This is a genomic window from Sphingobacterium faecium (assembly GCF_003054045.1).
GTDB classification, from domain to species: Bacteria; Bacteroidota; Bacteroidia; order Sphingobacteriales; family Sphingobacteriaceae; genus Sphingobacterium; species Sphingobacterium faecium.
The window spans coordinates 230,669-251,975 of the sequence record NZ_QBKH01000006.1 but is presented as its reverse complement, the minus strand read 5'-3'; the positions used below and the strand labels follow the sequence as shown (position 1 = coordinate 251,975).

The 21,307-nt window shown below is 36.6% G+C and carries 15 protein-coding genes; 9 read left to right on the top strand and 6 right to left on the bottom strand.

Annotated elements, in window-relative coordinates; all coding sequences use genetic code 11:
• Positions 1-87 precede the first annotated feature (87 nt).
• The 7 genes from C8N37_RS17535 to C8N37_RS17505 all read left to right on the top strand — a co-directional run bounded on the left by C8N37_RS17535 (position 88) and on the right by C8N37_RS17505 (position 8,420).
• A complete protein-coding gene (locus C8N37_RS17535; protein ID WP_108160123.1) occupies positions 88-486 on the top strand; it encodes a ribosomal maturation YjgA family protein in 399 nt (132 codons plus the stop codon).
• A gap of 544 nt (positions 487-1,030) precedes the next feature.
• Positions 1,031-3,991, top strand: coding sequence for a SusC/RagA family TonB-linked outer membrane protein (locus C8N37_RS17530; protein WP_108160122.1), 2,961 nt, complete (start codon positions 1,031-1,033; stop codon positions 3,989-3,991).
• A 10-nt stretch (positions 3,992-4,001) separates the two neighbouring features.
• Positions 4,002-5,684, top strand: coding sequence for a RagB/SusD family nutrient uptake outer membrane protein (locus C8N37_RS17525; protein ID WP_108160121.1), 1,683 nt, complete (start codon positions 4,002-4,004; stop codon positions 5,682-5,684).
• 169 nt (positions 5,685-5,853) lie between these two features.
• Complete coding sequence (locus tag C8N37_RS17520) at positions 5,854-6,702, top strand: helix-turn-helix domain-containing protein (RefSeq protein ID WP_108160120.1); 849 nt, start codon at positions 5,854-5,856, stop codon at positions 6,700-6,702.
• An 81-nt stretch (positions 6,703-6,783) separates the two neighbouring features.
• On the top strand, positions 6,784-7,239 hold the full coding sequence (locus tag C8N37_RS17515) for a VOC family protein (protein ID WP_108160370.1): 456 nt from the start codon (positions 6,784-6,786) through the stop codon (positions 7,237-7,239).
• Positions 7,240-7,296: 57 nt separating this feature from the next.
• Positions 7,297-7,776 carry an N-acetyltransferase gene (locus C8N37_RS17510; RefSeq protein WP_211322298.1) on the top strand — a complete coding sequence of 160 codons (480 nt, stop codon included), beginning with the start codon at positions 7,297-7,299 and terminating at the stop codon, positions 7,774-7,776.
• Between the two features lie 125 nt (positions 7,777-7,901).
• Positions 7,902-8,420, top strand: coding sequence for a GNAT family N-acetyltransferase (locus tag C8N37_RS17505; RefSeq protein ID WP_211322297.1), 519 nt, complete (start codon positions 7,902-7,904; stop codon positions 8,418-8,420).
• 201 nt (positions 8,421-8,621) lie between these two features.
• Here the strand turns inward: C8N37_RS17505 and C8N37_RS17500 are convergent, their stop codons facing one another.
• The 4 genes from C8N37_RS17500 to C8N37_RS17485 are packed head-to-tail and all read right to left on the bottom strand — an operon-like array spanning position 8,622 to position 15,201.
• Complete coding sequence (locus C8N37_RS17500) at positions 8,622-10,055, bottom strand: DUF2231 domain-containing protein (RefSeq protein ID WP_244914463.1); 1,434 nt, start codon at positions 10,053-10,055, stop codon at positions 8,622-8,624.
• Positions 10,052-10,933 carry a sugar phosphate isomerase/epimerase family protein gene (locus tag C8N37_RS17495; protein WP_244914462.1) on the bottom strand — a complete coding sequence of 294 codons (882 nt, stop codon included), beginning with the start codon at positions 10,931-10,933 and terminating at the stop codon, positions 10,052-10,054. The genes C8N37_RS17500 and C8N37_RS17495 overlap by 4 nt, the downstream gene beginning before the upstream one ends.
• Positions 10,934-10,945: 12 nt before the next feature.
• Positions 10,946-12,439, bottom strand: coding sequence for a DUF1501 domain-containing protein (locus C8N37_RS17490; protein WP_108160118.1), 1,494 nt, complete (start codon positions 12,437-12,439; stop codon positions 10,946-10,948).
• A 5-nt stretch (positions 12,440-12,444) separates the two neighbouring features.
• Entirely contained in the window at positions 12,445-15,201 is a 2,757-nt protein-coding gene (locus C8N37_RS17485; RefSeq protein WP_108160117.1) for a DUF1553 domain-containing protein, read from the bottom strand.
• A 568-nt stretch (positions 15,202-15,769) separates the two neighbouring features.
• On the opposite strand from C8N37_RS17485, the gene C8N37_RS17480 reads away from it, so the two are divergent.
• Together C8N37_RS17480 and C8N37_RS17475 are read left to right on the top strand one after the other, a co-directional pair.
• Positions 15,770-16,603: an AraC family transcriptional regulator gene (locus tag C8N37_RS17480; protein WP_244914461.1), complete on the top strand. Its 834-nt coding sequence runs from the start codon at positions 15,770-15,772 to the stop codon at positions 16,601-16,603.
• A gap of 180 nt (positions 16,604-16,783) precedes the next feature.
• Positions 16,784-18,610, top strand: coding sequence for an alpha-L-fucosidase (locus tag C8N37_RS17475; protein ID WP_170114555.1), 1,827 nt, complete (start codon positions 16,784-16,786; stop codon positions 18,608-18,610).
• A 121-nt stretch (positions 18,611-18,731) separates the two neighbouring features.
• On the opposite strand, the gene C8N37_RS17470 is transcribed toward C8N37_RS17475, so the two are convergent.
• Positions 18,732-19,652 (bottom strand): dihydrodipicolinate synthase family protein, encoded by a 921-nt coding sequence (locus C8N37_RS17470; protein ID WP_108160114.1) that lies wholly within the window; start codon positions 19,650-19,652, stop codon positions 18,732-18,734.
• Between the two features lie 112 nt (positions 19,653-19,764).
• Positions 19,765-21,300, bottom strand: a complete 1,536-nt coding sequence (gene nanU, locus C8N37_RS17465; RefSeq protein ID WP_108160113.1) for a SusD family outer membrane lipoprotein NanU — start codon at positions 21,298-21,300, stop codon at positions 19,765-19,767.
• Between the last annotated feature and the right edge of the window lie 7 nt (positions 21,301-21,307).

Genomic DNA, 21,307 nt, shown 5'->3' with positions numbered 1-21,307 from the left:
CAATTAAGATCAGCCTACGAGAGGTTTACAAGCACAGTAATTAAAAATTCTTGACGTTAATATCAAAAATAGTAATCGCAATCATTCATGATAACTAACCTGAGAAATAAAAAGATAAAGTATCTTTACCTTGCTATAATAACAATAATAGTAGGCTTAGCTTCTAGAAAATTGACCTTTATTCCAGCTGTAACGGGTGATATACTTTATGCTGTGATGGTCTACTGGCTCTCTAGGTTTCTATTTTATGATCGTTCAAATTTATTCTCCTTTACAACAGCGGTTGTTTTTTGTTTTTTCATTGAATGCTTGCAATTGGTACAATATCCCTTTTTGATCTATATCAGAAATAACCCAATACTTCGTCTGGTATTTGGACAAGGATTCCTATGGTCAGATTTAATAGGTTATATCGTTGGCGTTACTCTTGCTTTCTTATTGGACAAAGATAAAAACTATAAGATCTGTCCTCCGAAAAACATGTAAATGGCGTGAAGACATCATCCAATCTAAATGATCTTAGTTTCTATTATTATTTTTCTAAAAGTCTATTTCAGTTGATTAAACACAATTGCGATATAGACGCTTTATATTTACATAGAAAAACAATCCCATTGTACATCTAAATTTAAATCTTTCTCCCAACAACTTTAAATACGTATCTATACGTTGAAATAAGCAAACACAAGTGCTTGTTCATAATCCAAAAACAATCTTTAACAGGATAGATTAGGACCATCAATTTCAAAAAGTGAGATCAGCATTATTTTATTATGATTTTATACTTTTTTACCTAAAAAGATAAAATGCAAGCAAATCGTCTCATAATCATATCAAAATGTCTCACCATAAGGTTTAAAGTTTAAAAATTTCTCAATTTGAGGATTATAACCAAACCAACTATGATAATTATTAAATACTTAATAAGCTCCTATTATTGCTACGGCGTATTGACTTCAATATCTAACGGATTATACTCAAAATAATCTTCACCAATAATTTTAAACACCTCTTATAAACCTTTTAGCTTATGAAATTTAAAATCAACAATTTTAAAGTAGCTACCAAATTATTGCTGTTTAGTACCAATTTCTACGCGATCACATCTATGGCATCGCCTATGACCCACTACAGTAATGAGTTACAGTCAGTACTTAGCGGTAGTATCACCGATGAAGCTGGAAGCCCTTTAGCCGGAGCTACCATTCATGTAAAAGGTACTCCCAACAGTACCGCCTCGGACCAGAATGGAATTTTCAAATTGAACAATGTCAAAAAAAATGAAGTGATCTCCATCCAGATGATTGGATTTACAACACAAGAGGTTCGATACAATGGTGAAACCGTCCTCAATATCAAAATGATATCGGTAGCACAAAGCCTAGAAGAAGCTGTCGTAGTTGGTTATGGTACGATCGATAAAAAAGAACTCACCAGTGCTGTATCCACCATCAAACAAAAAGACATGGTCGCTGGTGCGGTCTCACCATTACTTGCTATCCAAGGAAAAGTTCCAGGGCTAAGCGTCATCTCCACCAACGGGACTGATCCCAATGGAGGAATTTCCTTGCAACTACGAGGTGTTAATTCGGTCAATGCATCTCAGGGTCCTTTGGTTGTGATTGATGGTGTACCTGGTGGTGATATCAATTCGGTTGCTAAGGAAGACATTGAATCAATTAATGTGCTGCGAGACGCTTCGGCCGCGGCGATTTATGGAACTAGAGCTTCTGGTGGCGTTATTTTAATTACAACTAAAAGACCTCAAATAGGAAAAGCACAAGTCAATTTTACTTCAGAATATTTCATTGAAACCGTGCGCAAAAAACCTGAAGTCCTATCTGCTGAAAAATTTGTTGAATATGGCCTCGGTAATGACCTGGGACACAAAACAGATTGGTACGATGAAGTGACAAATAACAATCCATTTAGCCATAGACAAGTGGTCAACATCAGTGGCGGATCTGAAAATGCCAATGTGTACACGACCTTTACAAAACGAGATGCTACCGGTATGGCCATTACATCTAAAAGGGAAGAAATCGGTGGACGTATCAATTCATCCTTTAAGTTTTTTGACGGGTTTGCTGAACTAAACACCAATGTAAGCTACAATGAAGCAAAAGCGTTTGGGAGCAATAATGACATTTTCAATATGGCAATGGTGCTTAACCCAACAGAGACTCCTTATGATGTCAATGACGTCAGCGGATTTAATGTACTAGTGGGTGGATATGATTATTGGAATCCAGTGGCCGAAGTGAAACTGAGATCAGATTTAAAACAATTTAAATATCTGTTAGCCAATAGTACGTTAAAGCTCAATCTCACCGAACATCTAACCACAAGTGCAACAATTGGGGTTAAAAACAATTCTGAACATGGCACTTATTATCGATCCGCTCAACATCGATTATCAAGGCAGGATGGTGTAGATGGAAATGCTTCACAATACTATAACAAATATAATGACCGGGTATTTGAATGGACGGTTAATTACAATAATCGATGGGCAGATCATGCGGTAAATGCGGTCGCAGGTTACAGTTATCAAGATTTTAATGGTCAAGGATTTTCAGCCAATAACTCTGATTTCCCTGTAGATGGCATTAAAGAAAATGATATGGGAACTGGGAGCTATTTAGTGGAAGGTAGAGCAGGTATGGGCTCATGGCGCAATCCCTGGGTGAAATTAGCTGCTTTTTTTGGTCGTGTCAATTACTCTTATTTGGATCGCTATATCCTGACTGCGACAGCACGTTATGAGGGTTCTAGTAAGTTTGCTCCCAAAAATAGATGGGGATTCTTTCCTGGTCTATCTGCAGGATGGCGTATCTCACAAGAACCCTTCTTAAGTGATGTTAGTTTTATCAATGATTTAAAATTGCGGGCAGGATATGGTGAAACCGGAAATGAAGGTTTTGACGCTAAAGTAGCGAGCCGAATGTATAGTGCTGATACCTGGTTTTTACAAGATGGTAATTGGTTTAGAACATACGGTGTCATGCACAATCAAAATCCTGATATCAAATGGGAAGTAAAAAAAGAGTATAATCTGGGTCTAGATTTTTCAATTCTAGAAAATAAACTGAGCGGAAGAATTGACATCTATAAGCGTAAAATAGATGACCTTATTTATGACATCAGCGTCTCCCAACCACCAGCAATCCATGATAAAACAACGATGAATGTGGGAAGCATGCAAAATACGGGTTACGAATTTGAATTAAATTTCAAAGCAGTCTCCAATGAGCACTTCACGTATAGTACTGGTATTGTGGCGTCTCATAATAAAAGTACCCTCAATACCCTGTGGGGCAGCCAAACATTTACTGATCGAAAAGACTTTCCTGCGCCAGGTTCTCCTGGATCAGCAGTGAGACTTTATCCAGGCGAAGATATAGGAAGATTTTACATTTGGAAATTTGCAGGATTTACAGATGATGGTTACTGGCAGCTATACGACAAAGATGGAAATACATTTGATGTTAGAGAACGGAGTAAAACTGTTGGCGATAAAGCCTTCGTCGGCAATGCGATCCCAACGCTTCAATTATCTTGGAACAATCAGTTCTCTTATAAAAACTGGGATGCAAGTATCTATATGCGTAGTTGGATTGGACATGATGTATTTAATATGATCAATATGTACTACAGTTTGCCAAATGTGAAAGGACAGAATGTTTTGGCAGAAGCCTATGACAAACATAAAAATATCAAAGGTGAAAAAGAATTGAGTGATTATTGGCTTGAAAAAGGAACATTCTTAAAAGTTGATGCACTAAATATAGGTTACTCATTCCATCCTCAGCTCATCAAACCTATTAAGTCACTTCGTATTTACGCTACCGCAAGGGACTTGTTTGTATTTACAAATTATACCGGATTGGATCCGGAGGTGAACATCAATGGACTTGAACCTGGTTTTGAAGAAAGGAATGTCTATCCAAAAACCAGAACTTTTATGATGGGTCTACAAGTTAATTTTTAAAAATAAAATCATGAAAAAATACATATCGATATTAACACTATCTGCAGGACTCATCTTTCAGGGCTGTACCAAATTAGATCAGGAATTTTATAGTTCTGTCACTCCTGAAACATTTTATAAAAGTGAAAAAGATATTAAAGCAGCCTTGTTTAGACCTTTTACACATGCAAAATGGTATCTGGGAGAAGATCGCTGGAGACTACAAGAGTATACCGCAGACAACTTTGCGATCACGACAAAGGGCAGACATTGGTATAATGGTGGAGAAAATGAACGATATCATTATCATAAATGGACCGCAGATGACGGTTGGATCTGGGGAACTTGGCGTGGAACCCTCATGGGAGTTGCTCTTGCTCTGGATACCAAAAATGACCTTTCTAAATTGGATTATACAAAATTTGCTTTAACTGCTGAGCGCCAAAATGCTGATATGGCTCAACTCGATGCTTTAATTTCATACTTCTATTTGAGAGGATTGGACTATTTTGGAGGAATGCCGATTTTTGAATCACTAGATCAAGAATCACTTCCTCGAAATACCGATCAGGAACTCTTTTTACATATTGAAAAGTTACTAACTGCAGCATTGAATAATTTACCTGCAAAAAAAGCTGGTGATAAAGAAGAAGGGGCAATACGAAAAGCTGCTGTAGCGGCGATGCTTGCTCAATTGTATTTTAATGCGGAAACTTATATTGGTAAACCGATGTATGAGGAAAGTAGAAAATTAAGTCAGGCACTCATCAATAAAGAATATGGTGATTATCAACTAGACCCAACCTGGAATGGGGTTCATGGCTTCAAAAACAACAGTTCTCCAGAAATCATATGGTCTATGCCTTCAGAATTTAAAATGTTAGAATACAATTGGTTTTATGCGGACTTCTACCATTACAATACACGTGAATATTTTAGTCAAGATATGGGTGGGAATAATGGTGCCCACCTTACTCCTTCCAGAAAACCAGATGGTACACTATATATCAGTGATTTTAAATTAGGATCACCTTATGAAACATTGAATAATGGAGATTTCCGAAAGAACTCCTATCACTATTTAGGTGCTGAAAATTATGAAGGTATGTTCATTGTGGGACCTCATCTATCTCCAGACGGGAAAGCCATTCTTGGCGGTGAAGAATATAATAAACAGCCCTTGAATTTTGTAGATCAGGTGGCACGTTTTTCAGAAGTTGGTCCAGGAAAAAAATACAGTTCTGTGGCTCAACTTCCATCAAAGATGTCCGAAGGTGAAGAAAATACTGGAATTCGTCTGGTAAAAGTTCCAATTCCGAATCTAGCTAATAATACATTGCGATGGGGCGCAGATATGCCGGTGATCCGATTAGCGGAAATCTATTATATGTTAGCCGAGTGTGAATTTCGTATCGGAGATAAAAGTAAAGCTGTCACATTAATCAATGAGGTCAGAAAAAGAAATTTTAAAGACAATATTGATTTAAATCCAGTAACAATGGCTAATATAGATAAATATCGTTTTCTCGATGAATGGAGTATCGAATTTCTAGGAGAAGGACGTAGAAGAACTGACCTCATCAGATGGAAAGCCTTTACGACAGAAAACTGGTGGGATCACTCCCCTTCTAATAGCATACATCTCAACCGTTTCCCGGTCCCGAATCAAGCTATTGCTGGAAACAATAAGCTAGAACAAAACCCTGGTTACTAACCGATAATACCCCCTTAAGTCATTGATTTAAGGGGTTTATTTTTTTATCATAGGAATACATGAAAATTTACTGCAGATATGCTGTACTTTTGTTATCTGGCACAAGTCAGACCATGAATAGATAAAATAAAGGAAAATAAAACCTCTACTAAGAATATAATAGTAAATAATGACTCAAAAAGAACTCCTTAACACATTGAAAAATGATAGTACCGTACAGATAGAATTATGCTCTGCATCAGAATTCAAGGCAATAAATGATCAGAGAACAAACTGTTACGTGCTTATCTTAGGAATGAAAGGATTTTGTGAAATACAGATCGATCATCATACTTTTCGAATAACTAAAAGTTCTATTACTATAATCCCACCTTTATCTACCTATTCATTACAGCGTCCTAGTTCCGATTATGCGGCACAGATCATTAATTTTGACAGCACACTCCTATCTACAGGTATATTTGAAACCAAGATTCTGCAAGACCTCTTATTTATAAATCCAGAATATGCGCCAACATTTCCGTTAAAAAGGATAGAATTTCATGATTTTTGCTATAAGTTTAAAAAAATAAAATTGGAACTTGATCATGGTAAACCATTTGGAATAGACATGATTCGTCTTTATCTCATCCAACTTTTATACGAATATAACCGGATCTGTGAAGTTTGTTTAATCAATTCGGATACTTCCATTAATCGAAAATATCAAATTACACAGCGCTTTCGAAATTTAGTAAAAGAGCATATTAAAATAGCTAAAGATGTCGCATTTTACGCTGATAAACTTCATATATCACCTAAATACCTAAGCGAATGTGTACATGATCAACTTGGATATTCGGCACTCCGTTTAATTCAAAATCAGCTTATGGTTGAAGCTGAACTTTTGTTAAAATATGGAGATATGAACATCAAACAGATTGCGCTCATGCTCAACTTTGACACAGCCAATCACTTTTCACGACTCTTTTACAAATTACGGGGCATGACTCCTACCGATTACCGATCAAAACCGTAAAAAAGGTCTGCTTTACCGCATATCTGCTATCTACCCATGGTGATATTCTTGTTAGCTTTGACTAAATCAAAACAAGAAACTATGATTAATGGACTATTTGAAACCCATATCGAAGTGAGCAATATGGAAGAAGCGATTGCATTTTATTCCCATACCCTAAATTTGGAATTGGCACATATCGACCATCCCCGTCGCATTGCATTTCTCTGGTTGACACCCGCTAAAAAAGCGATGCTGGGGCTATGGGAAAAACCTTCACCGATTCAAAAAAGACACTTTGCATTTCATTGTGATTTGGAATTTATACGAGACAATGCCGTATCATGGCTAGAAAAAAATGATTTAAAACCTTACAATTTTTTAAACAACGGTTGTACTGATCCAATGGTTTTTGCATGGATGCCCGCTATTGCTATTTATTTTGACGATCCTGATGGCAATAGTCTGGAGTTTATCAGTATGTTAGACGGTCAAGGACAGCCTGAATTAGGGGTATTAAGCTATGCTGACTGGCAAAAAATAACAAAAACAATTTAAAAATAAGTATAAGCATGTTATTTTTGAATGAGAGAGCTATTAAACCATAAATCCTCCATGAATACTAAAACACAAACATGCAATAAATACGCGATTATGAATAATTCAATGATTAGAAAAGCAGATGAAGCTGATCTGGATCAGCTTGTCGAAATATGGTACCAGGCATCACTGCAAGCACATGACTTTATTAAAAAAGAATATTGGAAGGCAAATAAAATTGCCATGCGAAAACAATATTTACCCTCTTCAGAAACATACTTATTAGACAGTGGAGTTAGAATTCTAGGTTTTATTGCACTCGTAGAGAATGATGTAGCTGCCATTTTTGTTTCACCACATGGTCAAGGTCAAGGGGTAGGAACATTATTGTTAAATCATGCCAAAAAAATGCGGCATAATCTCCAATTAAAAGTTTACAAAAAGAACAGACCAAGTGTAGCATTTTATCAAAAAAAGGGATTTGTAGAGGTTTCCGAACTGATAGATGCTGAAACAGGAGAAATTGAGCTGATAATGAAATGGCATAAAGAGTAATATTTTTTGGTAAACATGATTTCTATTTAAAAATTCCATATTTTAACTTATTCACATATAATGAAACCTTTAAAAACCTCAAAATAAAAAAATCGCCATTTGCTAAGATCTAATTTTTATCACATATGATTACCAAACTCACCTTTAAAAAATATACTGCAAAAGACTTTTTGCACTATCACAATCTCGTTAAGGAAGATGATGTGATGAAATACATCACTGGAAAAGGTATGTCCGTAGCTGATGCTAATAAAAAATTTGACTTTATTCTGGATCTAGGCCGACAGCATGAATGTTTAGGTTATTTTCAAGTATTAGACGCAGCAAATGACACAATCATAGGAGATTGCAAACTAGTCTTTTACAAAAAAGATAATAGCGTTTTTGAAATTGGCTATTTACTCAAAAGAGAGCATTGGAAGAAAGGTCTAGGAACTAAAATCTGTGAACATCTATTATCTTTAGCATTGAAAATAGATCAGGACAAAGATATCATTGCGGTAATTCATCCACAAAATATTGCTTCTAGAAAATTGTTAGAAAAGTTTGGATTTATAAGCTACTTTCAAGGAAATGAAGAAGGCGTTAGCATTGAAAAATTAATATTAACAAGGAAGCAGAAAAATTTATCATTGGATTTATAATATTCATTATAAATCCAATGATAAAATACAATTATAATCCTTTACTAATAGGAATAAAAATCATTTCTTTAATAATTTTTAAACATCACCCTATTAGATTTATATTTTTTATTAAAAAATAAGGCTAAAAAAAAGCATTTAAAAATTGAAATTTGCCACGTAGGTTACCTACCAATAAGGACTTCAATTGATAGACCGTTTTCAAAAACGAACAGTATCCGAAGCTAAAAAAGGTAATTGATAAGATCCTGTATCCAGCACAACTTGTTTAGCGATCTTCTTCAAATTTTCAACACCGGTTAACGTTGCTTTAGTTTGATAAGCATAGATCTGTTTCAATTTGGGCATTTTATTTAATTTTTCTAACCCTTTATCTGTAACAGGAACAGCAAATAAATTAATGTATGATAATGCAGGATGCCCATTTAAATAACCGATCCCTACATCTGTAATTTTCGTATTTTCTAAATGCAACTTCATCAAATTAGGAAATTCGGTCATCATCTTAAGTCCTTGGTCAGTTATAACAGTATTCCCCAATTTCAATTGCACAATGTTATCCTTGATCTTTAAAAGATCTTTTAAATCCTGATCATCAAATTCAGGATAGTTAATGGCATTAATGGCTACATACTCACTATTGCTGGCTATAGGCAAAACCTTGATTCCTTTTGCTTGCAACTGCTGTACAAAATCTACAGGCAATTTCTTTGCTTCTGGAAGTTCTTCAAACGGTGAAGTAGTTTCACTTCCCTTCTCCAATTTCCCTAAAATCTCCTTAATCTCTGCAGTCTGTACCAAGTCACTCGATTTTTTACCAAAATCAGCACCTTCTTTCACCCACCACTCAATCAATTTAATCTGTTCCGCGGTAATTGGTTTACGACCTTTTGGAGGCATTCTTTTTTTATGCCCTTCGGGTAGAATCAAACGAGCATATAATTCACTTTTTTCTAAATCATTAGCGATAAGAACCGTTCCTCCATCTCCACCCTTTAATAAATGGGCTTGATCTTGAAGAGCTAAACCTCCTTCTTTCTTTTTCTCCCCGTGACAGCTTTCACATCTTTGTTTCAGAATAGGCTGGATAATCCCTGAATACACCTGTACTTGTTGCACATTTGTCAGTAAAATTGTTTCTTCAGATACCTGCTCGATCCCTACTGCATCTTTAATTGCCGAGGGAAGCGCATCTTTAAAATATCCTTTGCCATGTGTCAAGGTACCTCCGAAGTGACCTGTAAAACCGATAAGAATAAACATTACAAATAACAGTAACAGGCGATAAGATCTTAATTTTACTATAAAAGAATAACGGACTCCCTCTTTATAAAGAAAATACAAAAATAGACTAATGACCGCAACAGCAAGCCCTAACCATTGATGAAAATTCAACGTTTCTTGCTCATAACCACCTTGCAAAGACAACAGGTATCCTGTAAAACAAGCTAAAACTGCGGCGATACTTCCTAACAATAACGATAATGATATTGCCGGTCCTATATTTTTATAGTGTTCTCTTCTTGAAAACAATGCCCTTATAAAGGCAATAATTAACATTCCGATAGGAAGATGTACTAAAATTGGATGCCATCTTCCTGTAAAATTCATGAGCTCTTCAAAAAACAACATCATGATTTATATCGTGCTTTTAAAAGATTTAACATGAACACATTGATACTCCATTGATCGGCTACAGGTTGTTGTGTATAGGGTAAAGTCGGCAAATATCCTGATGGACCAAACTCAGTTGTTATGGTCAAAACTTTTGCCTTATTTTCCTTATGGATACGTACAATTTCATCCCACCATGCTAAATGCTGATCCAGTATAGGCTTCCATTCTGGCGCAGCGGGATCATTAACCTGTGGTCCTTGCGGATGACCAACACGAGCATGTATATGTCCAGTCTTTAAAAGCGCCAATTGAACGGCTTCTTTCTGATCTGATAACATGGACTCATGAACATTACACCAATGTGATATATCTAATGTTAAACGCAAATGCGGAATCTCTTCTAAATACTTTTTTGTAATATGTGCGGCAAAGCTAAATCGGCCGCGGTGTGTTTCATGTCTAACTGGGATACCCGTTTTTTTAGAAATGGCTTCTGCTGCATCAATTAAAGCTTTATTTTGTTCAAACGTATAATACTCTTTTCCAGTATGACAATTGATATAATCCGGTTTTTGTTGCGCGGCATCCTCAACATTTTTTATAAAAGAAGCCAGATACTGCTCAAAATTGGCACCACCACCTCCACTTAATAAACCCAAAGAGAGCTTATGTTTTTTTAAAGCATCAAACATGGCTGTACGCTCTTCTCCTGCTGCGGGAAGCCAAGTCTCTAGACCGTCAAATCCAGCTTGACTTACTCGGGCACAGTAACTATCCCACGACTCAGCCATACCCCAATTGGTACAGTAGAACTTGATCTTCAAATGATCATTTACTTGAGCTTGATTTGGTAGAGCCCACAAAACAAAAAGCATAATGCTATATAGATATTTCATTCCACGTATTTATTAAACAATCGCACTAATCAGGTTACCTTCAACATCCGTCAAACGGAATGGCCTTCCCTGAAATTCATAAGTAAATTTTTCATGATCAAAGCCAAGTAGATGAAGCATAGTAGCATGTACGTCATGAACGGACGATCTTCCGCTGACACCTGTAAACCCGATTTCATCGGTCTCGCCATAGGTCACCCCTTTTTTGACTCCGCCTCCTGCCATCCAGATCGTGTAGGCATCCGTATGATGATCACGACCTAAAAATGGCATATCACTATTATCCCTATTTTCCTGCATTGGAGTTCTCCCAAATTCTCCTCCCCATACGACTAATGTCTCATCCAATAACCCGCGTTGTTTCAAGTCCATAATTAAAGCTGTCATTGGTCTGTCGATTTCTCTACACTTATTACGGAATCCCAGATCTATAGAATCAGAAGCATTTGTACCATGGCTATCCCAGCCCCAATCAAATAGTTGAACATAACGAACACCTTGTTCAACTAGTTTACGCGCCAGTAAACAGTTATTAGCAAAAGATTCTTTACCCGGCTCTGTACCATATAGTTCATGGATATGCGCGGGTTCTTGACTGATGTCCATCACCTCAGGAACTGCCACCTGCATTTTGTAAGCCATCTCATATTGGGCTATTCGAGATAATGTTTCAGGATCTTTATAGGTATTATACTCTTCCTTATTTACGTCATTGATTGCATCAATAGCATGCCTTTTCAAATCTCTGCTCATTCCTTCCGGATCGGCAAGATAGATTACAGGATCTCCTTTCGAACGGCATTGTACACCTTGATAAACGGATGGTAAGAATCCAGATCCCCAGACACTCTTTCCTGCATCAGGAGTTTTTCCTCCTGAAGTCAAGACAACGAAACCCGGCAAGTTGCTATTTTCAGATCCCAAACCATAAGTCACCCATGACCCAATACTTGGTCTGCCCAGCCTTGCGCTACCAGTTTGCATAAACATTTGGGCAGGACCATGATTAAACTGATCGCTATGCACAGCTTTTAAGAAGCTGACATCGTCCACAACCTTGCTAAAATGTGGTAAATGATCGGATACCCAAGCACCGCTTTGTCCATATTGTTTAAAAGCCGCTTGTGGGCCTAACATTTTAGGAATTCCTCTAATAAAGGCAAAAGTTTTTCCCGCTAATAGTGACTCTGGACAAGGTTGATTGTGTAATGTCTGCAACACTGGCTTATAGTCAAAGAGTTCCAATTGTGAAGGAGCTCCTGCCATATGCAAATAAATGACGCTCTTTGCTTTTCCTGGAAAATGTGGGGATTTCGGCACTAGTGGATTCAGTGCATTTAGATCTATCGCTCCAGATGAGCCCGAGTTACCTCCACAACTTGCCAAAAAACTAGCTAATGCAATGCTTCCCACACCTGCCACACAATCCTTCAAAAAATGTCTACGCGTGACCGCCTGCAATTTCTGTTGTTGCAATTCACGAAATAATTTATTGAGATCTTTCATGTCCTTTACGATTTTGTAAGAAATTCATCCAGATTTAATAATGCATTGGCTACAACCATATAAGCAGCATTCGAAGTTAAAGCTGGATCTTTTGATTCGCTGGCATTTACAGCCATAAATTTGATAGCCTCTGCCGGTTTTTTATTGAAATTTAGTAATGCCTCTTTATATAATTTTTCCAATGCAACAACTTTTTCTGCACTCGGATTTTTTAACATCAGTTTCTTATAAGCATAGGAAATTATTTTTTTAGAATCTCCTGATCCTTCCTGCTGCATAAGCTTTGAAAGATGTTTAGCTGCTTCCAGATAAACAGGATCGTTTAAAGTTGTAAGCGCTTGCAATGGCGTATTTGTTCTGATACGGTCGACCAGACAAACTTCTCTGCTCGATGCATCAAAAGAGATAAATGAAGGATAAGGACTTGTCCGTTTCAAAAATGTATAAAGCCCCCTTCTAAATTGGTCTTCACCTGTACTTGTAGTCCACGATTCACCACTATACACGGTCATCCATACACCATCCGGTTGATAGGGCATCACCGAATGTCCATACATTTTGGAACTTAGGAGACCGCTAACAGCTAATGTCTGATCACGAATCTGTTCAGCAGAAAGTCGGAATCTGGGACCCCTTGCTAAATAAATATTGGCAGGATCTTTATCGGCATCACCTTGATTTAAACTTGATGATTGTTTATAAGTGTAAGACATGACAATATCTTTAATTAAAGACTTCATGCTCCATTTTTTTGTTTGCATGAGATCTAGCGCTAAGTAATCCAATAATTCAATATGCATAGATGGTGTACTCTGCGTCCCCATATCCCCAAGTGGCTCCACCAACCCACGTCCAAATAATTGTGCCCAGATTCTATTCACCAAAGTACGTGCTGTCAAAGGATTATCTTTACTTACAATCCATTTCGCAAAACCCAATCTATTGTTAGGCGCCCCCTTTGGAAATGGATTTAATGTTGCTGGGACTGCTGGCTGTACTTCTTTACCTAAAGCCAACCTATTTCCCCGCTCGAACACATGTGTTTTACGATGCATTTCTGCAGGATTTTCAATCATCACAGGCACACTTTCAGGATTTGTATTAATCAGTTGCATAAAGTTATTTTGCATACGCTGGGACTCCGGGTCTGTAGATACTGGAAACCCTTCGCGCAACGCAAACCACTCAATCATACAAATCGGCTGATCTTTTGCTGCTGTTGCATTCTTAAATAGTAGATAAAGGTCATGAACTCCGGTATCTTCCTTCATATCTGCTTGAATAACCTGCCTTCCCGAAGTGCTAGGAAGTTGTACAAGGGTCAGTAATGGCCCCGTCTTACTTCCCTTTCTTACCTCAATAGTGCCTCCCTTTAAAGTTGTCCAGTAGTTGATATATAGTTGCTTCTTTCCTTGTAAAGTAATATGTTTCAATCGTGCACTTCCACCAGAACGTATTCCGAGCCATTTGGTGTCATACAAAGCACCATTTTCAACTTGATCACTATAATGTGCGTGAATTTTAGGTTCTAATGTATGCAAGAATAAATCTGTTGAACGAATCAACTTTTGATTTCCTTTCTGGGTCAACCAAGATTTGATACTATCCACTCTGCTTTCATCTTCGGCCTTATAGAACCTTAATCTGGGATGATCTCCCTGAGTATCCTCATCACGGGTATTATTAAAAAAAGCGACAGATTTGTAATACTCTTCAAATTTAAATGGATCATAAGTATGACTATGACACTGCACACATTCAAAAGTTGTACTCAGCCAAACCTGATAAGTCGTATTGACACGATCTAAAACTGAAGCCATACGGAATTCCTCACTGTCTGTCCCCCCTTCATCGTTATTCATCGTATTTCTGTGAAAAGCAGTTGCAATAAGCTGATCTTTAGTTGGATCAGGTAATAAGTCACCCGCTAATTGCTGTACCATAAATTCGTCGAAAGGCATATCTTTATTAAAAGCTTTAATGAGCCAATCGCGATAAGGCCAAATCTGTCTTGAACCGTCCTTTTCATAACCCTTTGTATCGGCATAACGAGCTAGGTCTAACCACCAACTTGCCCATTTTTCACCATACTGCTGAGAAGCTAATAGTCGATCAACTCTTTCCTCATAAGCCTCTTCTCTCGTATCCTTTACAAAGGATTGTAGTTCGGATAAACTTGGAGGTATACCAACAATATCTAAATAAAGGCGTCGCAATAAAGTTTCTTTATCTGCCTCTTTTGAAAAAGATAAGTCTTTTTCTTTCAGTTTGTCCTGAATAAAATAATCGATATTATTCGATATCCCAGATGGGTTCATCCCTAATAAGCTTGCAAATGAAAAAGGTTTTGGAACTTCCACTTTTTCTGGTAAAGTGTATGCCCAATGCTCACCCCATTTTGCTCCCTCATTTATCCACCTTTTTAATATATCTATTTCATCATCATGGAGCATAGGCGCATTATAAGGCATCCTTAACTCTGGATCATCACTCGTCAACCGCTTAATAAATTCACTATGGTCTGCATCTCCCTTAATTATAGCTGATTGACCAGATTCTGTTTTCGCAAATGCTTCATTTTCAAAAAGTAAACTAAATCCGCCATTTTTCTTTACTCCCCCATGGCATGTAATGCAGTGTTTATTGAGAATCGGCTTCACATCAGCACTAAAATCGACAGGATTCTCCTGTTGAAAGGTCAATAATCCGACAGCCACAATTACACTCAATAAAATGCTAACGACGACGACTTTCTTCTTCATTTTTAATATATATATATTTAACTTTAAGGTTAAATCTCCACCTCGATATTTAGATTTTTATACAAAGACAAATTGTTAAATTGGCTCTTTAGGTTTTATAAAATAATACTAAGGTTTCTATAATGATGTTGCTTAAAGCTGGTCTATTTTTAATAATTATAAAATTAGCGATCTAAACAATAAGAAATTACAACCAAATTATCAATTAGTGACAGAATATTAACGCTATTGAAGAGTTTACTTACTTAAGTAACTAAAAACTGTGGGTATTATCTTTTTTAAACCTATATTTTTAAAAAACTATGATTCATATAGTCCAGTTAATATTTGGAATAAACGTTGATGACGCGATCATGCTTAATGACTTGAGCATTCGTAAATGTTCAAATTCTGGGATCATTGAAGTATTAAAAAATAATGTTATTGAAAAGCAATAGTTAAAATGTGAAGATACTATACGTATATTTTGAATTTGCTCTTACAACTATATATCCCTCCTTATAGTATTGACTACTGCCTATAGCTTAAAATTGTTTTATGATATTGAAATTTATATATTCGTAAACTGGTGGACGAAGCTTTTTTAAGTAATCCCCTACATTTTCACGAGTTATGTGAACTTGTTCTCATTGAAGAAAGCTATGGTAAACGTATTGTTGGCAACCATATCGACTCATTTAGCGCTGGAGATCTAGTATTGATTGGTCCAAATATTCCCCATATCTGGCGTAATGACGATGTATTTTTAACGGAAAATCATCATGAACGTGCGAGAGCTATTGTCATCTATTTCCCTGCTGATTTTCTCATTCAATTAACCGATGATCAATCTACGATCCAAGCCATGGAGCAGTTTATAGATAAGGCAAAAGATGGTTTACGTTTTTTTGGTGACACATTAGAAAAAGCAATTGTTATGATGCGCGATTTAATCGATAAAGATTCTTTATCGAAAATAACAGGTTTTCTGAATCTCATCACATTGTTGTACCAAACGAATGAATACGATAGTTTGTCAAATGGTGCATACAAACCTATTTATAGCGAAAGAGAAAATAAACGTATAAATTTAATTTATCTATATGTCATGCAAAATTTTAAAGATACTGTTTCCCTGCGGGATGCATCTGCTTTATTGGATATGACTCCAAATGCATTCTGTCGCTTTTTCAAAAAACACACACAGAAATCGTTTTCTAGATTTGTGAATGAAATGCGAATAGGTCATGCTTGTAAACTATTAAAAGATAAAAACTATAATATTTCTGAGGTCTGCTATGCGAGCGGTTATCAAAATCTAACGAACTTCAATAAGTTCTTTAAAGAAATTATGAATAAGAATCCGAGTTTATACCGAAAGGAAATGGAACTAGGAAAATTTAACATTCATGATCATCTTTAAAATTCTTGCTATGTTGTACGGATTTAACGAACTCAAAAAATGCAAATCGATTTTTCTATATGTTATGAGCGATCAATAACCGTTATTAATTTAAAACATACAAATCATTCGATTTATTTCCAAAAGATAAAAACAATCGTCAACTTGATGCATCCTTGTGTCAAACCGAACCAAACCTTCATGAAAATAATTAAAAAAATTACACTCCTCAGTTTACTTTCTACAGCAGTTTTATCTGCTACTGCGCAATCTTCATCAGTTCCATACGAAGGAGTATCCGGATGGAAAGAAACAAAGGACAGTCGTATGGAATGGTTTAGAGAAGCTCGATTTGGCTTGTTTATCCATTGGGGTCTCTACAGTGCTGCTGGAGGTAGTTGGGATGGAAAACAATATCCACAACACTATGCCGAATGGATACAAGCTTGGGCCAAGGTACCAAGTAAACCTTATGCGGAAGCATTAAAACCAAAATTTACGGCTTCAAAATTTGATGCCCATGCATGGGCATCTTTAGCTAAGGAAGCAGGCATGAAATATGTCATCATTACATCACGTCATCATGAAGGATTCTCCATTTTTAATAGCCAACAACCCTATTCTTTAAAAAATGATATCACAGGAAGTACGAATATCTCGCCCATGGGTCGGGATTTATATGGAGAAGTTATCAACGCATTTCGTGCGCAAGGTCTAAAAGCAGGAGCTTACTATTCACTCTTAGATTGGCAACATCCTGATTCTTACGAAGGCCTTTCCTATCTGAATCCCAACCCTACTGATTATAAACCAAATCACGAAGTTTATAAAGATTATCTGTACGGACAAGTAAAAGAACTTGCTAATAATTATGGCGGATTAGATGTGCTATGGCTGGACTTTAGCAGTAAAAACAGAGAAGGCGAAAGCTGGGGAACAAAGCGTATCTTGACAGACTTGATCAAATGGCAACCGCAAATTATCGTTAACAATAGATTCTGGGATGGCCTAGAAAATAAAAATGGAGATATAGGTACTCCCGAAAAATATATTCCACCAACTGGTCTTCCAGGCATGGACTGGGAAGTGAGCCATACCATGAATGAAAGTTATGGATATAGCGCACATGACCAAAACTGGAAATCTTTTGACAAAACAATGCGTTTATTTATTGAAACTGTTAGTAAAGGTGGAAACTTCTTACTTAACGTAGGACCTGATGGTGAAGGTGCAATACCTGAAAAAGCAGTGATGTTGCTTCAAGATATTGGACAATGGATGAAAGTTAATAGTGAAGCAATCTACGGTACTACGGCAAGCCCATTTCAAGGTCTTGACTGGGGATACTGTACTCAGAAGGGTAAAAAGCTTTATTTCCATGTTTTTGATATTCCACAAAATGGGACCATAGAGGTGCCCTTGGCTAGTACGATCAGTAAATCATATGTAATAGGAGATTCTAAAAAGTCTTTAAAAATTACAAATACATCTGCTGGCAAGACAATTCAATTACCAGCTAATTTTAACGGTCGAATGCCATTGGTGATCGTAGCTGAAATTAAGGGTTTGCCAGAGGTTATAAGACAGCAGATACGCACTCAAAAAGACGGACGAATAGTATTGACAGCAAATAATGCCAAATTAACTGGCTCTGGAGGTATTAAAGTTGTCGGTGCTACGACACATAATCCCAATCGTCCTAATGCAATAGGTGATTGGTCAAATAAAGGAGATCAAGTGGTATGGGATATCAAAATACAACGTCCTGGCACTTATAAAGTAGTTGTCAATTATCTCCCTAATGAACAAAAATCAGGTACAATTTCACTTTCATTGGGAAACAACAAACTGTCATACCAACTTAAGGATGCTAAAGGCAATCAGTTTGTAGATATGGAAATTGGAACATTTGAGATCTCTCAGCAATCGCTGGGTGATACTGCTTTAAAAGTTGAGCTCAATGCACTTGAAATCAAAGGAAACATGCTTCCAGAGATCAGTTCAATCAGCCTGATTCCTGCTAAATAAATAATATCGATATATCGTAAAGTCGATTCCTTTTTATCATATATAAAAGGGAATCGACTTTTTCGCACAAACCGAACATTAGGATTGCTTTAACTCATACATATGTGAAATAAGTTTGCTACTACTTTGAACAAAATGTGTTAAAGCTCAATTGAGCAACATCATGTTCAAATGATTGATATTGTTCAACAGACATATTTTTGACGGGAAGTCTAAACGCACCACAATCTATTCCAATTTGTCTCATATATGACTTTCCTACTGCTATACCACCATATTTTCCTAATAAAGTAATCATATCAATAGATTTTTGTTGTAACAAGTTGGCTCGTTCAAAGTCACCTTCATTAAATGCTTCTATCAGCTCGTGATATAATGGTGCTGCGTAATTATAAGTACTTCCAACAGCCCCCTTTGCTCCTAACACAAGGGATGACAACATATTTTCATCTCTTCCCCACAACATATCATATTTACGTCCAGCAAAATTCATACACGATAAAAAATCCATAAAATCTTCATGGGTGTATTTAATACCTGCAAAATTGGGGATCCTGCCATCTACTTCTTTTAATAAGTCAAGCATCGCAAAATTTCCGCCAGTCAATACGGGTATATGATAATAATAAAAAGCCGTCTGGGGTGCGGCTGCAGCAATTTCAGCACAACATTTAGTCAATTGTCCTACATCAGCAGGTTTAAAATAATATGGAGATGTAAATGAAACTGCATCAACACCTTCTTGTTCAGCAATTTTAGCCAGTTCAATACACTCCTTAATATTAGTTCCTCCCAATAATACCATCAAGATGAAATCTGAGTCGGCTACCGTGAGTTTAGCCCAGGCTTTTAACACCTCCACCTTTTCATCAAAGGTTAAAGATACTCCTTCTCCTGTTGATCCACAGATAAATCCCCCCTTCACATTATTGTTTTTTAAAGATTGGTAATAATGGGGTATTTGGGCTAAATTTAATGTGCCGTTTTCATTAAATGGCGTAAAGGGAGCTGCAATTAAGCCCTCGATTTTTTGAGTGATCATAAATATATACTTATGTTTTCAGTTTAAATATGATCCCACCCCATTTCAATTACTAAATGAGGCAGGATATGTTTTTTTATTAAAATAATAGCAATAAACGATTGGCAGACTATTAAAATTCAGGATAGCCAACCGTCTGTTTAAGAGCTCTGTTGTTTGTCAGTGAAGCACGATCAATCGGCCATAACAACTTATAAGCCTCTTGTGCCGATAAATCTGTATGGGAAAACACATATTGATTGCCAAACCTTCTTAAGTCGTACCAATACTTACCCTCCCCTAAAAATTCAAATTTACGTTCCTGTAAAATCGCTTCATTAGGATTTTTATCAACAGATTGATTTGGATAACCAAATACACTCTCCGTATAATGAGTACCAAATGCACGGTTACGTACTAGATTGATTTCTTCTTTCGGGCTTTCTCCTAGAATGACTTTTGCTTCAGCCAACAATAATAAAAGATCTGCATAACGATATATGGGATAATCATTGGTGTAAGCTCTAGAACCTGCATTCTGCTCTCCTTGGTATTTCTTTAGGAAACAACCTGCAATTTTATAATTACCTGTATTATCTTTACTATATGCCGCCTGAATAGAGGTGTTTTTACGCGTGTCTAAATCATGATAATTACGATAAGTACGGATACGAGTTGGGATTCGTAATAAACCTCCATAATTATCCTGTGTCACACTAAATTGACGTTTAGCCAAAGAATCGGAGAAATTAACAAGAATATTTGCATTAGGAACAAAATCTGTAATAAATCCAAGAGTGGCTTCATTCAGTTTATGTCGAAGCACAAATATCATTTCATTATTTCCTTTACTTTTTACATCATTAACGCTGTTGAAGTCTGTTTGCAAAGCTAAAGGTAAATTAGATTTAATATCTGTCAGAGCATTTTTTGCAATAGTAGCATCTGGTTTACCGCCCTCGCGATGTGCTGACCACAAATAAACCTCTGCTTTGAGCATTAAAGAAGCACTTTTAGACCAAAAAGAACGTTCTTGTTTAATACTATAATCTGTTCCAAAAGCTGAAACTGATTGATCCACATCTGATTTAATCAGCGCTATTACCTCTGCTGCAGGTGATGCCGCTTTTGCAAGATTTGAAACTTCAATCTTATCGATAGCTTCGGTCTGAATAACGACATCTCCCCAAGTCCGATATAACTGGAAATAGTAAAATGCACGCATACCATGCGCCATACCTAAGTAATAGTTTTTTGTTCCTTCAGTCAATACATTGGTACTGTTCAATTTGTTAATCATTAAATTAAGTTGGTTGATCTGATCATATAATCCTCCAAAATTGCTTACTCCAGAATTATCCATATCCAAATTGTGTAGCCACATTCTTTCCAGACCTTGTGATGCTTCTCCAGTGAAAGATGCAGTAGTTCCTGGATCATTGCCGAAAAGCCCAGCACGCAATTCGCCTAAAAGTAAAAAATTGCGCTCATGCGTTCTAAATCTGGAATGCAAACCGACAACAAATGCGTCAAATTGATCTGCTGTCTTCCAATAAATTTCATCACTATAGTTACTTACTGGCGTAAGTTCCAGATCATTTGTACATGAATTTAATCCCAAACAGGTTAAGCTTCCTACAAATAGATAAGTTAATATTGTTTTTTTCATGATAGTT

Coding starts and splice junctions, on each gene's coding strand:
- C8N37_RS17535 (WP_108160123.1), top strand. CDS start 88: ATGATAACTAACCTGAGAAATAAAAAGATAAAGTATCTTTACCTTGCT.
- C8N37_RS17530 (WP_108160122.1), top strand. CDS start 1,031: ATGAAATTTAAAATCAACAATTTTAAAGTAGCTACCAAATTATTGCTG.
- C8N37_RS17525 (WP_108160121.1), top strand. CDS start 4,002: ATGAAAAAATACATATCGATATTAACACTATCTGCAGGACTCATCTTT.
- C8N37_RS17520 (WP_108160120.1), top strand. CDS start 5,854: ATGACTCAAAAAGAACTCCTTAACACATTGAAAAATGATAGTACCGTA.
- C8N37_RS17515 (WP_108160370.1), top strand. CDS start 6,784: ATGATTAATGGACTATTTGAAACCCATATCGAAGTGAGCAATATGGAA.
- C8N37_RS17510 (WP_211322298.1), top strand. CDS start 7,297: ATGAATACTAAAACACAAACATGCAATAAATACGCGATTATGAATAAT.
- C8N37_RS17505 (WP_211322297.1), top strand. CDS start 7,902: ATGATTACCAAACTCACCTTTAAAAAATATACTGCAAAAGACTTTTTG.
- C8N37_RS17500 (WP_244914463.1), bottom strand. CDS start 10,055: ATGATGTTGTTTTTTGAAGAGCTCATGAATTTTACAGGAAGATGGCAT.
- C8N37_RS17495 (WP_244914462.1), bottom strand. CDS start 10,933: ATGAAATATCTATATAGCATTATGCTTTTTGTTTTGTGGGCTCTACCA.
- C8N37_RS17490 (WP_108160118.1), bottom strand. CDS start 12,439: ATGAAAGATCTCAATAAATTATTTCGTGAATTGCAACAACAGAAATTG.
- C8N37_RS17485 (WP_108160117.1), bottom strand. CDS start 15,201: ATGAAGAAGAAAGTCGTCGTCGTTAGCATTTTATTGAGTGTAATTGTG.
- C8N37_RS17475 (WP_170114555.1), top strand. CDS start 16,784: ATGAAAATAATTAAAAAAATTACACTCCTCAGTTTACTTTCTACAGCA.
- C8N37_RS17470 (WP_108160114.1), bottom strand. CDS start 19,652: ATGATCACTCAAAAAATCGAGGGCTTAATTGCAGCTCCCTTTACGCCA.
- nanU (WP_108160113.1), bottom strand. CDS start 21,300: ATGAAAAAAACAATATTAACTTATCTATTTGTAGGAAGCTTAACCTGT.